11 protein-coding genes and 1 pseudogene are annotated in these 12,010 nt (G+C 69.3%); 8 read left to right on the plus strand and 4 right to left on the minus strand.

What is annotated here, in order from left to right; genetic code table 11:
* Positions 1–32: 32 nt before the first annotated feature.
* Positions 33–2,465, plus strand: coding sequence for a phosphoketolase (locus tag OG972_RS38550; RefSeq protein ID WP_266989490.1), 2,433 nt, complete (start codon positions 33–35; stop codon positions 2,463–2,465).
* A gap of 55 nt (positions 2,466–2,520) precedes the next feature.
* On the opposite strand, the gene OG972_RS38555 is transcribed toward OG972_RS38550, so the two are convergent.
* Positions 2,521–2,847, minus strand: a complete 327-nt coding sequence (locus OG972_RS38555; RefSeq protein WP_266989492.1) for a plasmid stabilization protein — start codon at positions 2,845–2,847, stop codon at positions 2,521–2,523.
* 283 nt (positions 2,848–3,130) lie between these two features.
* Entirely contained in the window at positions 3,131–4,246 is a 1,116-nt protein-coding gene (locus OG972_RS38560) for a chemotaxis protein (protein ID WP_266989494.1), read from the minus strand.
* 169 nt (positions 4,247–4,415) lie between these two features.
* Between OG972_RS38560 and OG972_RS38565 the strand changes: the two genes are divergently transcribed.
* The 3 genes from OG972_RS38565 to glsA all read left to right on the plus strand — a co-directional run bounded on the left by OG972_RS38565 (position 4,416) and on the right by glsA (position 6,881).
* Positions 4,416–4,859, plus strand: coding sequence for a DUF1269 domain-containing protein (locus OG972_RS38565; RefSeq protein ID WP_266989496.1), 444 nt, complete (start codon positions 4,416–4,418; stop codon positions 4,857–4,859).
* Between the two features lie 98 nt (positions 4,860–4,957).
* The gene (locus OG972_RS38570; protein WP_266989498.1) at positions 4,958–5,524 is read left to right on the plus strand and encodes a hypothetical protein; all 567 of its coding nucleotides are present in this window, start codon (positions 4,958–4,960) and stop codon (positions 5,522–5,524) included.
* 13 nt (positions 5,525–5,537) lie between these two features.
* Positions 5,538–6,881 carry a glutaminase A gene (glsA, locus tag OG972_RS38575; RefSeq protein ID WP_266989500.1) on the plus strand — a complete coding sequence of 448 codons (1,344 nt, stop codon included), beginning with the start codon at positions 5,538–5,540 and terminating at the stop codon, positions 6,879–6,881.
* 154 nt (positions 6,882–7,035) lie between these two features.
* Here glsA and OG972_RS38580 read toward each other — a convergent pair whose 3' ends face one another.
* Positions 7,036–7,866 (minus strand): endonuclease I family protein, encoded by an 831-nt coding sequence (locus OG972_RS38580; RefSeq protein ID WP_266989502.1) that lies wholly within the window; start codon positions 7,864–7,866, stop codon positions 7,036–7,038.
* Between the two features lie 218 nt (positions 7,867–8,084).
* On the opposite strand from OG972_RS38580, the gene OG972_RS38585 reads away from it, so the two are divergent.
* The 4 genes from OG972_RS38585 to OG972_RS38600 all read left to right on the plus strand — a co-directional run bounded on the left by OG972_RS38585 (position 8,085) and on the right by OG972_RS38600 (position 11,522).
* Positions 8,085–8,291, plus strand: coding sequence for a hypothetical protein (locus tag OG972_RS38585; RefSeq protein WP_266989504.1), 207 nt, complete (start codon positions 8,085–8,087; stop codon positions 8,289–8,291).
* 76 nt (positions 8,292–8,367) lie between these two features.
* Entirely contained in the window at positions 8,368–9,525 is a 1,158-nt protein-coding gene (locus OG972_RS38590; RefSeq protein ID WP_266989506.1) for a methyltransferase, read from the plus strand.
* A 103-nt stretch (positions 9,526–9,628) separates the two neighbouring features.
* Positions 9,629–10,807, plus strand: coding sequence for an acyl-CoA dehydrogenase family protein (locus tag OG972_RS38595; protein ID WP_266989508.1), 1,179 nt, complete (start codon positions 9,629–9,631; stop codon positions 10,805–10,807).
* A 280-nt stretch (positions 10,808–11,087) separates the two neighbouring features.
* A complete protein-coding gene (locus OG972_RS38600; RefSeq protein WP_266989510.1) occupies positions 11,088–11,522 on the plus strand; it encodes a VOC family protein in 435 nt (144 codons plus the stop codon).
* A 69-nt stretch (positions 11,523–11,591) separates the two neighbouring features.
* Here the strand turns inward: OG972_RS38600 and OG972_RS38605 are convergent.
* Positions 11,592–12,008 (minus strand): annotated as a pseudogene (locus OG972_RS38605) (transposase); the annotation flags it as partial.
* Between the last annotated feature and the right edge of the window lie 2 nt (positions 12,009–12,010).

Below are 12,010 nucleotides of genomic sequence, written 5' to 3' on the forward strand. Positions count from 1 at the left end.
GTACTGCTTGCGACCCTGTCGAGGAGACGCACATGAGCGACGCCCGCACGCCTCACACCCGCACGGACGACGCCCGTGCACCGGACGCCTCTGCTCCGGCAGGGGCGTCCGGCCTGTCCGACGTCGAGGTATCGGCTCTTGACGCGCACTGGCGCGCCGCCAACTACCTCGCCGTCGGCCAGATCTATCTGATGTCCAACCCGCTCCTGAAGGAGCCGCTCGCCCCGGAGCACATCAAGCCCCGACTGCTCGGTCACTGGGGCACTTCTCCCGGACTCAACCTGGTCCACACCCACCTCAACCGTGTCATCAAGGCCCGCTCCATCCAGGCGCTCTGTGTTTGGGGCCCCGGCCACGGTGGTCCCGCCGTCCTCGCCAACGCGTGGCTGGAGGGCAGCTACTCCGACACATACCCCGATGTCAGCCGTGACGCGGCCGGCATGGGGCTGCTGTTCAGACAGTTCTCCTTCCCCGGCGGGGTACCGAGCCATGTCGCACCGGAGACACCAGGCTCCATCCACGAGGGCGGGGAACTCGGCTACGCCCTCACCCATGCCTACGGCGCCGCGTTCGACCACCCGGACCTGCTCGTCACCTGCGTCATCGGCGACGGTGAAGCGGAGACGGGCCCGCTCGCCGCGTCCTGGCACTCCAACAAATTCCTCGACCCCGTGCACGACGGGGCCGTCCTTCCGGTGCTCCACCTCAACGGCTACAAGATCGCCAACCCGACGGTGCTCGCCCGTCTCCCCGAGACGGAACTGGACGCACTGCTGCGCGGCTACGGGCACGAGCCGCTGTACGTCGGCGGAGACGATCCCTTCACCGTCCACCGGGCGATGGCCGACGCGATGGACAGGGCCGTCGACCGCATCGGGGAACTCCAGAGCGCCGCACGCACCGGCGGCGACACCGGCCGTCCCGCCTGGCCCATGATCGTGCTGCGCACCCCCAAGGGCTGGACCGGCCCCCGGGAGGTCGACGGGCTGCCCGTCGAAGGCACCTGGCGCGCCCACCAGGTTCCGCTGTCCGGCGTCCGGGACAACCCCGAACACCTGCGGCAGCTGGAGGCCTGGCTGCGCTCCTACCGGCCCGACGAGCTCTTCGACAGCGAGGGCAGGCCGACCCCGCAGGTCCTCGACTGCGTACCCGAGGGGACGGCACGCCTCGGCGCCACCCCGTACGCCAACGGCGGGCTGCTCCTGCGCGATCTGCCGGTGCCACCCCTTGAGGAACACGCCGTCGAGGTCGCCGAACCCGGCACCGTCCAGCACGAGCCGACGCGGGTGCTCGGCGGGCTCCTCGAAGATGTCATGGCCGCCACCGCCGGACGCCGCGACTTCCGCCTCGTCGGCCCCGACGAGACCGCGTCGAACCGGCTCGACGCGGTGTACGAGGCCACCGGCAAGGCCTGGCAGGCGCGGACGCTCCCCACCGACGAGCATCTTGCCCGCGACGGCCGTGTCATGGAGGTCCTCTCCGAGCACCTGTGCCAGGGATGGCTGGAGGGCTATCTCCTCACCGGCCGGCACGGACTCTTCTCCTGCTACGAGGCGTTCGCCCACATCATCGACTCGATGGTCAACCAGCACATCAAATGGCTGCGCACCTCACGCCGGCTGCCCTGGCGCCGCCCCGTCGCCTCCCTCAACTATCTGCTCACCTCGCACGTCTGGCGTCAGGACCACAACGGCTTCTCGCACCAGGACCCCGGGTTCGTCGACCACATCCTCAACAAGAGCCCCGAAGTCGTTCGGGTCTACCTGCCGCCGGACGCCAACACCCTGCTGTCCGTCGCCGACCACGCCCTGCGCAGCCGCGACTACGTCAATGTGATCGTGGCGGGCAAACAGCCCGGTTTCGACTGGCTCACCCTCGACGAGGCCCGGGCGCACTGCGCGCGCGGGGTCGGCGTCTGGGAATGGGCGGGTACGGAGGACGGCAGCCGTGAACCCGATGTCGTGCTGGCCTGCGCCGGGGACGTACCCACGCTGGAGACCGTCGCGGCGGCCGGGCTGCTCCGCCGCCATGTGCCGGAACTCGCTGTGCGTGTCGTGAACGTGGTCGACATGACGAAGCTGCTGCCGCAGAGCGAGCATCCCCATGGCATGCCCGACGCCGAGTACGACGCCGTCTTCACCCGGGACAAGCCGGTGATCTTCGCCTACCACGGCTATCCCTGGCTGATCCACCGGCTCGCCTACCGGCGGACCGGGCACGCCCACCTGCACGTGCGGGGCTACAAGGAGGAGGGTACGACCACCACGCCGTTCGACATGGTCGTCCGGAACGACCTCGACCGCTACCGGCTGGCCATGGACGTCATCGACCGGGTGCCCGGACTCGGCGTCCGTGCCGTGGCCGTGCGCCAGGCGATGGCGGATGTCCGCACCCGCCATCACGCGTGGATCCGTGAACACGGCACAGACCTGCCCGAGGTGGCCGACTGGACCTGGGACGGCTGACAACGCCCTGTCCGGACGGACCCCGAGGTGGATGTGGACCGACGGGGGCGAGCGCTCAGCGGCCGACCGCCCTGGCCAGTTGGGACTTCGTCATGTTCGAGCGTCCCTTGATGTTCTTCTTCCTGGCCTCTTCGTAGAGCTGGTCGCGGGTGGGGCCTTCGGCTCCGCTGCGGGGGCCCGGACTGCCGCCGCGCTGCGCGGACGAGAGGTCATGGACGAACAGATCGCTCGCGGTCCTCGACTCGCCGGAGCGAGCACGCTCCATGTGCACCGTGCGCGCCGCGATCTCCTCGGCCCGCTCCTCACTCACTCCGCGCTCCTGCGCACTCTCCTTGATGTGTTCGTACTGCCGCACACGGTTGGTACTGGATCCGGGTGGCATGGTGCGGTCACTTCCTCTCCCGGGGGCTGTGTCTTGTGCGGGACGGGGATCCGGGGCGCCCTCTCCAGTGTCCCAGCGGCTCCAGGGGCACGCATCGGATCGCCGCCCGTACGGGGCCTCGCGGCCGCCCGGGCAGCCGCGCAGCCGCCCTGGTCCTCATCCGCCCTCGAAGTGGCGAGGGCGCCGCGGCCCGCCGTCCGGAGGCTGTCCGCCGTCCTGCGTACCGCCGCACCCGCTCCGGCCCTGTTCACATGGGGTGCTTCCGCTGCGCAGAGACTCCTGCTCAGTAGCGCAGAGCTGCCGCGATCCGCCCGTGCTCCGCCAGCGAGTCGTCGGCGAGGAACACCACATCGGCGCCGCTGTCCAACGCCGCCTCGACGAGCTCGTCGACGATGTCCTCGCGGATCGTCCCGTCGGCGGTGCCCACGGTGCCCGCGGGCACGGGCTCCAGGTGCTCGTCCGTGACCCGCACGGTCTGCTGGAACTGCTCCTCCACCGCGACGAGAGCGGCCCGCCCCTCCCGCACGGCTGCCCACACCTCGTCGAGACCACCTGCGTAGGCACGGCGGCCGCGGGCGTCGTCGAGCCTGGACGCGACCTCCGCGGCGGCCTCTGTCCGGCGTTGGCCGAGAGCGGGTGCGAGTTCCTTGAGGAAGCCGCTCGGCGACAGATCGGCCGGCACCCCCTTCGTGACCCGGCCGACCGCCGGCTTGGTGGTCCCGCCGACCTCGTCCAGCAGGGCGAGGGCCGGGGCGAGACCGACCAGGTACACCGGTCGCGGATCGGCGGCCAGGACGGCACGCAACTTCTCGTCGACGGAGCGCAGGAAGATGCGCGTCTCCTCGTCGGAGAACGTGCTCGGCGTGTCCCCGATCTGCTCTTTGCGCTGCGGGTTCGGTTTCTCCTGCGGAACCGTCAGCGGGAACCCGCCAGTCTGCTCCTGGCGCACGGAGTCGGCCGTTCCGCTCCACAGTGTCGCGTGGTCGGCCGCGACGGTGAGTGCCCAGTACGGTTCGGCCAGGGCCTTCGAGGCCACCAGGTTCCGGGTCAGATAGGTGTCACTCAGGACCACCCGTTCGGGCGCCGTACGGGGAAGCAGCCAGATCTGATGCTCGTCCGCCGTGGCCAGGACGAGCAGACCGTCGAGCCTGCGGCGTGTATCGACCTCGTCGATCGCGCGGGCCAGCTGCGTCTTGATGGCCGCCCTGGCCTCCCGGGACACCGCGGGATCGGCGTCGAGCCGCCGTTCGGCTTCGGAGAGCAGGTTGCGCAGCCGTACGGCGTCCTGGGCGTTGTCCGGAGCCTGTCGGTGCGTCGGCATGGTCAGGGACACAGCCGGATAGGGCTTGGGCGCTCGCAGCTCCTGCAGCAGGCCGGCGGTCAGGGCGTCCGTATCCATAGTTCCCTCCGGAGGATTGCGCCCACTCCCGTGCAGAGCGGACGACTTCGACGAGTCAATTCATACCTTTTGATCCTAATATGAGCGAATTGCTTGACCTTGCCTCAGGAGGGATGTGCGATGTCCACGCTCACCGTGTGGAAGCCAGTCGGCCGAGGGCGCGGAGGACGTGGAGACCACGCTCAAGTCCCTGCAGAAGGAGGGGCTGATCAAGATCCTGGACGCCGCGGTGGTCAGCTGGCCGGCCGACAAGTCGAAGCCGAAGACCAAGCAGCTGCTCAACCTGGTCGGCGCGGGCGCCTTGAGCGGCACGTTCTGGGGAATGCTCTTCGGGCTGATCTTCCTGATGCCGCTGCTGGGCGCGGCCATCGGCGCGGCGGCCGGGGCGCTGGGTGGCAAGCTGGCCGACGTCGGCATCGACGACGACTTCATCGACGAGGTCAAGAAGCAGGTGACGCCCGGCACTTCGGCCCTGTTCCTCCTGACCACGAACGAGGTTCCGGACCGGATCAGCGGCGCGCTCCCCGGTGGGGGCGCCGAGCTCCTCCACAGCAACCTGGACACCCTCAGCGAGGCGCGGCTCCGTGAGGTCTTCGGCGACGACGCCGCGTGACCCGAGTGGAGGAGCCCGGTGGATCCGGGTTCGCCCGGTGCGTCCCCCGTCCTGCCGTATGCCGTCGACCCACTTTCCCGAGCAGACCCGGAGTGTCCGTGAACCAGTCCCGCCCCCTGCGGCGCACCCTCGGCGGCCGCACCGCCCGCCGCCTGACCCCCGCCCTGTTGGCCGCGGTGATCGTCGCCGGCACCGCCGCCTGCAACGGCTCCGGCACCACCGCGCCGGGCACGGCCAGGAGCACCCGTACGGTGTCCCCGGGCACGGCCGAGTCGCCGTCCGCGAGCGCCTCGCCGCGCACCCAGGAGGAGTTCGCGGCCTCGGTCTCCGCCGAGGTCGAACGCAACAGGCAGCGCGCGACCAAGCAGCTCGCAGGGGTGCAGGGTCAGGGGAACGCCGTGAAGGACGTCTCGGTGACCGGGCTGCCGGTCGCCAAGTCCGAGCAGTTCCGAAGCGCCCTGGTCCGCGTCACCAACCCCACCGACAAGCCGGCGTTCTACGCGGTCCGGGTGGAGTTCGTCGACGCGTCGGGGAAGGTCCTCGATTCCGTGGTGCTCGGCTTCGCGGACGCCCCGCCCGGCAGGACGGTCAGTGAACACGCGAACAGCCGTAAGGCAGCGGGCGTCAAGTCGTTCCCCCGGATCGCCCAGGCCGAGCGCAGCTGACGACGGGGGCGAGGTGAGCGCCGCCGCCGACGCAGTGACGGACGTCCTGCGGGAACTGCGCAGCCGGTTCATGGGGGAGAGGGCCGGAGAACTCATCGACTACATCCCCCAGTTGGCGCTGGCCGACCCGGACGCCTTCGGGCTGGCGCTGATCAGCATGGACGGCCACCGCTACAGCACCGGTGAGGCCGATGCCCCGTTCACCATGCAGTCCGTGTCGAAGCCATTCGTCTATGCCCTCGCGCTGTCCGTCCTCGGACTCGACGAGGTGTGCCGCTGGGTGAATGCCGAGCCCAGTGGCGAGGCGTTCAACGCCATCAGCCTGGAACGGGCGACCGGACGTCCGGCCAACGCCATGGTCAACGCCGGTGCGATCGTCACCACCGCGCTGATCCCGGACACCGCCGACGCTCCGAGGTTCGACCGCATCCTGGACTGCCTGAGCCGTTTCGCCGGACGGCAGTTGGACGTCGACGAGGCGGTGTACGCCTCCGAGGTCGCCACCGGCGACCGCAACCGCGCCCTCGCCTACCTGATCCGCAGCACCGGTCTGCTGCCCGTCGACCCGGTGGCGTCGGTCGAGACCTACTTCCGGCAGTGCGCGGTGCGGGTCACGGCCCTCGACCTCGCCGCGATGGCTGCGACGCTCGCGCACGGCGGGGTGAACCCGCTCACCGGTGAGGCGGTCGTCGAGGAAACGGTCGCCGCGCAGGTGCTCGCCGTGATGGCGACGTGCGGCATGTACGACGCCTCGGGCGACTGGCTGCTGCGAGTGGGGCTGCCCGCCAAGAGCGGGGTGTCGGGTGGTCTGATCGCAGCGGGACCGGCCCGGTTCGGCCTGGCGACGTACAGTCCGCCCCTCGATCCGACCGGCACCTCGGTGCGCGGACGCCGAGCGCTGGGGGCGCTCTCGGAGCGGCTCGGTCTGCACCTGATGCACAACCCGGCACTCGCCGGTTCGACCGTCACTCTGGTCACCACCGCCGACGACCTGCCGTCCGCCCCGACGGGGGAGCAGGAGCGTGCTCTGCGGGAGCAGGTGTCGGTCGTGGCCGCGCAGGGGGCGCTCGACTTCACCGCGGTGGAACGGGTGCTGTACGCGCTCGACGAGTCGCGGACGCAGGAAACCGCGTCCGTGGTGCTGGATCTGCGACAGGTGACAGGGGTGGACACCGTGGCCCTGGCGATGCTGCGGTCCGGACTGGAGCGGCTCGCGGAGGGCGGCCGGCGGACGGCGGTGGTCGACCCGGCGGGCCACTTGGCAGCAGTGTCCGCCGGCGAAGGTCCGACGGCGCCCCAGCGGTTCACCTCACGCGACGAGGCCGTCGAACGCGTTGCTCATGACCTGGAGCCCTAGGGGCGACCGGGGCGCCGACACCGGCGAGGGTACGGGCGAGGGTCCGGCCGGCCGTGCCCGTCATGCCTGCCGTACGCGCCGTCCGCTCGTCCGCGGTCACGTCGTCGGGCGGTTCGCCCGACGACGTGACCGCGTGCTGGACGAATCGGCCGTTCTACCAAATGGATTCGACCCATTCCGGGTGGTCGATGAACGGGTTCCTGTTGTGCTGGTACTGGTCGAATATGACGTCGTTGCGTCGCTTCTCGAAGGTGTCCGGCGGGTCTTCCTGGCTCCACTGCTTCAGCACGGAGAGCCTGCCGATGTTCGGCGCGGAGCCGTTGTTCACCTTCTCGTTCGGTTCGAGGTCGGCGAAGGCGTCGTCGCCCTCGTAGCGCACCGCCATGTAGAGGATCATGCGAGCGACATCGCCCTTGGCCGCATCGCGCGGCTCGAAGGAGTCGCTGTCGGTGTAGTTGCCCGGTGCCCCGCTCACCGCGCTGCCGCCGTTGTCGAAGTCCTTGTTGCCGCGGATGGAGTTGACGGTGACATCCTCCGGGCGAAGGTGGTGGATGTCGGTGCCGGGTCCGGTGGTGGTGCCGAAGTCGCCGTGCGACTTGGCCCAGACGTGCTCACGGTTCCACTGGCCGACCGAGCCCCCGTTGTCGCTCTTCGGCTCGGAGCGCCCGGAGTAGATCAGGATGACGTTCGAGGAGTTGGCGGGGTCCTGGTCGGTGTTCTTGAGCGCGTCCCAGACCTGGCTGTACGAGATCTTGGACTGGACGCTGATGATCGAGTGCAAGGCGCTCTTGAGCTGGGTGCCGGTCTTGCCGATCGCGCTCTGGTAGTACGTGTCGTCGAGCGTGGTGAGCGGCGTCGCGGCCGCCGGTGCGGTCCGGGGCGCGGCAGGTGCCGCCGGTGCGGCGGCGGCCGTGCCGGCGAGAACCGCGAAGGCGGCGAGGGTGGCGAGCAATGGGCGCCGGTGGTGATGGCGGCGACGGGACATGTGGGGTGTCCTCTCCGGGGCATGCGGCACCGCGACGCCGTCACGGGGTGGGGGACGGCGCCGTGGTGGTTGTGTGGTACGTGGTCAGCGGGAGCCTTCCACACGCACCGTGATCACGGTGTGAACGCTGCGTACTTATCATGTGCAGGTCAAGTGAACGCTTCGGATGCGCTCCTGGAGCCGCAGGGCGAGAATTGCCGCAAGGACGAGGAGGCGGCATGAGCGAAGACCCCGAATCCGTATCCGCATCCCTGGCCCGGGGGGTGACCCCGGACAGCCTCTTGCACACCGGCGGGAGCGACAATGCGTCGGCAGAGGACCTGGTGCTCGCCTCCGGGCGGGACCTGACTCCGCAGAATCTGGAGTGGGCACAGCGCCGGCTGGCACGAGAGGGCCGGGCGGCAATCGAAAAGCAGTTGCCTTAGAGGAACTCACAGTGGGCGGCCGGCGCGGCGGGGAGTGTGTGGGCGCTCCCCGCCGCTCGGCTAGCCTGAAGGCACAATGAACCGTTTGACGACGTCAAAGGGCGAGTACGAGCTCGCCCGCTACCCCGAGCACCCGCGCGACCCGTTCCGCGCCTGGGACGCTGCCGACGAATATCTGCTCCAGCAGCTGGAGGGGACCGACGGTGCGACCCCGGTCGAGCTGACCGGCACCGTGGTCGTGGTGGGTGACCGCTGGGGCGCCCTGAGTACGGTGCTGGCCGGGCACCACCCCGTACAGATCACCGACTCGTACCTCGCCCAGCGTGCGACGCTGGCGAACCTCGTCCGCAACGGCCACGACGAGGACGCCGTACGTCTCCTGTCGGCCAGGGACACCCCGCCGGACCGGATCGACGTCCTTCTCGTGCGGGTTCCCAAGAGCCTCGCGCTTCTGGAGGATCAGCTGCACCGGCTCGCGCCCGCCGTGCACGCCGGAACCGTCGTCATCGGCACCGGCATGGTGAAGGAGATCCACACCTCCACCCTCAAACTGTTCGAGCGGATCATCGGCCCCACCCGCACCTCGCTCGCGGTGAAGAAGGCTCGGCTGATCTTCTGCACCCCGGACCCGGCGCTGGCCCGTACCCCCAGCCCCTGGCCGTACCGGTACGAGCTGCCCGGCGACGTCGGCGCGGTCTCCGGCCGGACCGTGGTCAACCACGCCGGGATCTTCTGTGCCGAGCGCCTCGACATCGGCACCCGCTTCTTCCTGAACCATCTTCCCGAGCGCACCGGCCACGACCGCGTCGTGGACCTGGGCTGCGGCAACGGGGTCGTCGGCACCTCCGCCGCGCTCGCCAACCCCGGAGCGGCGGTCACCTTCGTCGACGAGTCCTACCAGGCGGTCGCGTCCGCCGAGGCGACCTTCTGTGCCAATGTCGGCGCGGACGCCGAGGCACGCTTCCTGGTCGGTGACGGGACGGCGGACCTGGTCCCGGGCAGCGTGGACCTGGTGCTCAACAACCCACCGTTCCACTCGCATCTGGCGACCACCGACGCCACCGCCCGGAACATGTTCCACGGGGCGCGGACCGTGCTGCGGCAGGGCGGCGAGCTGTGGGTCGTCGGCAACCGGCACCTCGGGTACCACACGCAGCTGCGCCGGATCTTCGGCAACTGCGCCACCGTCGCCGGCGACCCGAAGTTCGTCGTGCTGCGCGCCGTCAAGCGCTGACACCCCGGGTGCGGTTCCGCGGCCCTTCCGGATTCTTGCAACACGTTCTACTGTGTGCGCCGCCGCACACGGACGACGCGACCGCGAGACTCCTGGAGGGGCCGTGCACCTCGAATACACGCCTGAGCAGCAGCAGTTGCGCGCCGAGCTGCGCACGTACTTCGCCGGACTCGTTCCCGACAACGCCTACGCCAGATACGACGACCCCACCGTCCAGAAACGCTTCTACCGCGAGACGATCCGACGCCTCGGCGCCGACGGCTGGCTCGGCGTCGGCTGGCCCACGGAGTTCGGCGGACGCGGCCTGTCCCCGATGGAACAGTTCATCTTCTTCGACGAAGCGGCCCAGGCGGGCGTACCGCTGCCCCTGATGGCGCTCAACACCGTCGGCCCGACGATCATGCAGTTCGGTACCGACGAACAGAAGGCGTACTTCCTGCCGAAGATCCTGGCAGGCGAGATCGACTTCGCGATCGGCTACAGCGAACCCGACGCGGGCACCGACCTCGCGGCCCTCAAGACCCGCGCCGTACGCGACGGCGACACATATGTGGTCAACGGGCAGAAGATCTGGACGACCAACGGCGACACCGCCGACTGGGTGTGGCTCGCCGTCCGCACCGATCCCGACGCCCCGCCGCACAAGGGCATCACCATGCTGCTCGTCCCCACGAGCGACCCCGGCTACTCCTGCACCCTGATCAACACCCTCGCCTCGCACGACACCACTGCAAGCTACTACGAGAACATCCGCGTCCCCCTCTCCCGTCGCGTCGGCGACGAGAACAAGGGATGGCGGCTCATCACCAACCAGCTCAATCACGAGCGCGTCACCCTCGCCGCCCACGGCACCATGGCCATCCGCGCCCTCCACAACGTGCAGCGCTGGGCCGCCGGCACCGAGCTCGCCGACGGGCGCCGGGTCATCGACCTCGGCTGGGTCCGTGCCCTCCTCGCCCGGACCCACACCCGGCTCGACGCCATGAAGCTTCTCAACTGGCAGATGGTCTCCGCCGTCCAGCGGTCCACCCTCACCCCGCAGGACGCCTCCGCCGTCAAGGTCTTTGGCTCCGAGGCGCGACGCGACGCCTACGCCTGGCTGATGCAGATCCTCGGCTCGGCCGGACCGCTCAAGGAAGGCTCGGCGGGCGCCGTCCTGCACGGCGAACTCGAACGGGGATACCGGTCCGCGGTCATCTTCACCTTCGGTGGTGGCAACAACGAGATACAGCGGGAAATCATCTCGTGGATCGGCCTGGGGATGCCGCGCGTACGCCGCTGAGGGTTTGTGACCAGGCTCTTTAGTTGACACAAAAGCAGGCTAGTTGGCACCGAATATTGCGGCCGTTCCAAGGGATGTCCCGCAACTGATCTTGGCATGAAGGTTGGTTGTCAGGACTGGATCCTGGGGACCACTGGGGCGCTCCGTCGCCACGGTCGCGTCGTTCTCGCGGACTGTCCGGTTTGGTCACTTGGTGTCCAAGGTGACCCAGGGCGCGACGGGTGGCGGGCGGATCTGTCTGGGGAAATGGGCGGCAGAGTCCGCCTGCTATGGTGCGCCGATGTCAACGATCAAGAGGTTCCAAGTCACCTTTGACTGCGCAGAACCTGAGCGCCTCGCTCGTTTCTGGTGCGAGGTGTTGGGGTATGTCATACCGCCGCCACCGGAGGGGTTCGCCACCTGGGACGATTTCAACCGTACCCTGCCTCCTGAGGAGCAGGGTTCATGGTTCGCCTGCAGTGATCCCTCAGGCGTGGGCCCGCGCCTGTACTTCCAGCGCGTCCCCGAAGGCAAGATCGTCAAGAATCGGGTGCATCTCGACGTCCGGGTCGGCACCGGGCTCGTGGGGGACGAGCGCCTCGCCACGCTCGAAGCTGAGTGCGCACGGCTGGTCGCGCTCGGCGCCACCCATGTGCAAACGCTGTATGCCGATGAGGAAAACGAGTCGTGCATCCCAATGCTGGACATCGAGGGCAACGAATTCTGTATCGACTGAGCATTCTCCGAGCAGGGGAGGCGGGGAGCCGCCTCCCCGGGGCCGCTCTGGTCTCGTATGGGGCGGGAGTTACCCCGTGAGGGCGAGGTTGTGCAGCCGGGCGATGCCGAGCATGGCGGTGTGAACGCCGTCGCCTTTCAGACGGCAGTCACGAAGGATCTTCCATGCCTTCATCCGCGCGAAGGCGTGCTCGACGCGGGCCCGGACCTTGCGGTGGGAAGTGTTGTGCTCCTCTTTCCAAGCTGGCAGTTCGGTCTGGCCGCGTTCACGGCGGTGCGGGATGAGCAGGCCGGTGCCCCGATAGCCGCCGTCCGCGATGACCGTGGCCCGGCCGACGGCAGCCTTCGCACCAGAAAGTTCCCACGCCTTGCAATCGTTGCGGTTGCCCGTGACCGGTCGGCCGACGGCGACGACGAGTCGGGTATCGGCGTCGATGACGACCTGGTGGTTGGTCGAGTACCGGTAGTTCTTCGACTGCTCGGCAACCT

The organism is Streptomyces sp. NBC_01669 (assembly GCF_026339735.1).
GTDB classification, from domain to species: domain Bacteria; phylum Actinomycetota; class Actinomycetes; order Streptomycetales; family Streptomycetaceae; genus Streptomyces; species Streptomyces yanii.

Bases quoted from the DNA above. Each gene is read 5' to 3' on its own strand.
- OG972_RS38550 (WP_266989490.1), top strand. From the start codon at position 33: ATGAGCGACGCCCGCACGCCTCACACCCGCACGGACGACGCCCGTGCA.
- OG972_RS38555 (WP_266989492.1), bottom strand. From the start codon at position 2,847: ATGCCACCCGGATCCAGTACCAACCGTGTGCGGCAGTACGAACACATC.
- OG972_RS38560 (WP_266989494.1), bottom strand. From the start codon at position 4,246: ATGGATACGGACGCCCTGACCGCCGGCCTGCTGCAGGAGCTGCGAGCG.
- OG972_RS38580 (WP_266989502.1), bottom strand. From the start codon at position 7,866: ATGTCCCGTCGCCGCCATCACCACCGGCGCCCATTGCTCGCCACCCTC.
- OG972_RS38585 (WP_266989504.1), top strand. From the start codon at position 8,085: ATGAGCGAAGACCCCGAATCCGTATCCGCATCCCTGGCCCGGGGGGTG.
- OG972_RS38590 (WP_266989506.1), top strand. From the start codon at position 8,368: ATGAACCGTTTGACGACGTCAAAGGGCGAGTACGAGCTCGCCCGCTAC.
- OG972_RS38600 (WP_266989510.1), top strand. From the start codon at position 11,088: ATGTCAACGATCAAGAGGTTCCAAGTCACCTTTGACTGCGCAGAACCT.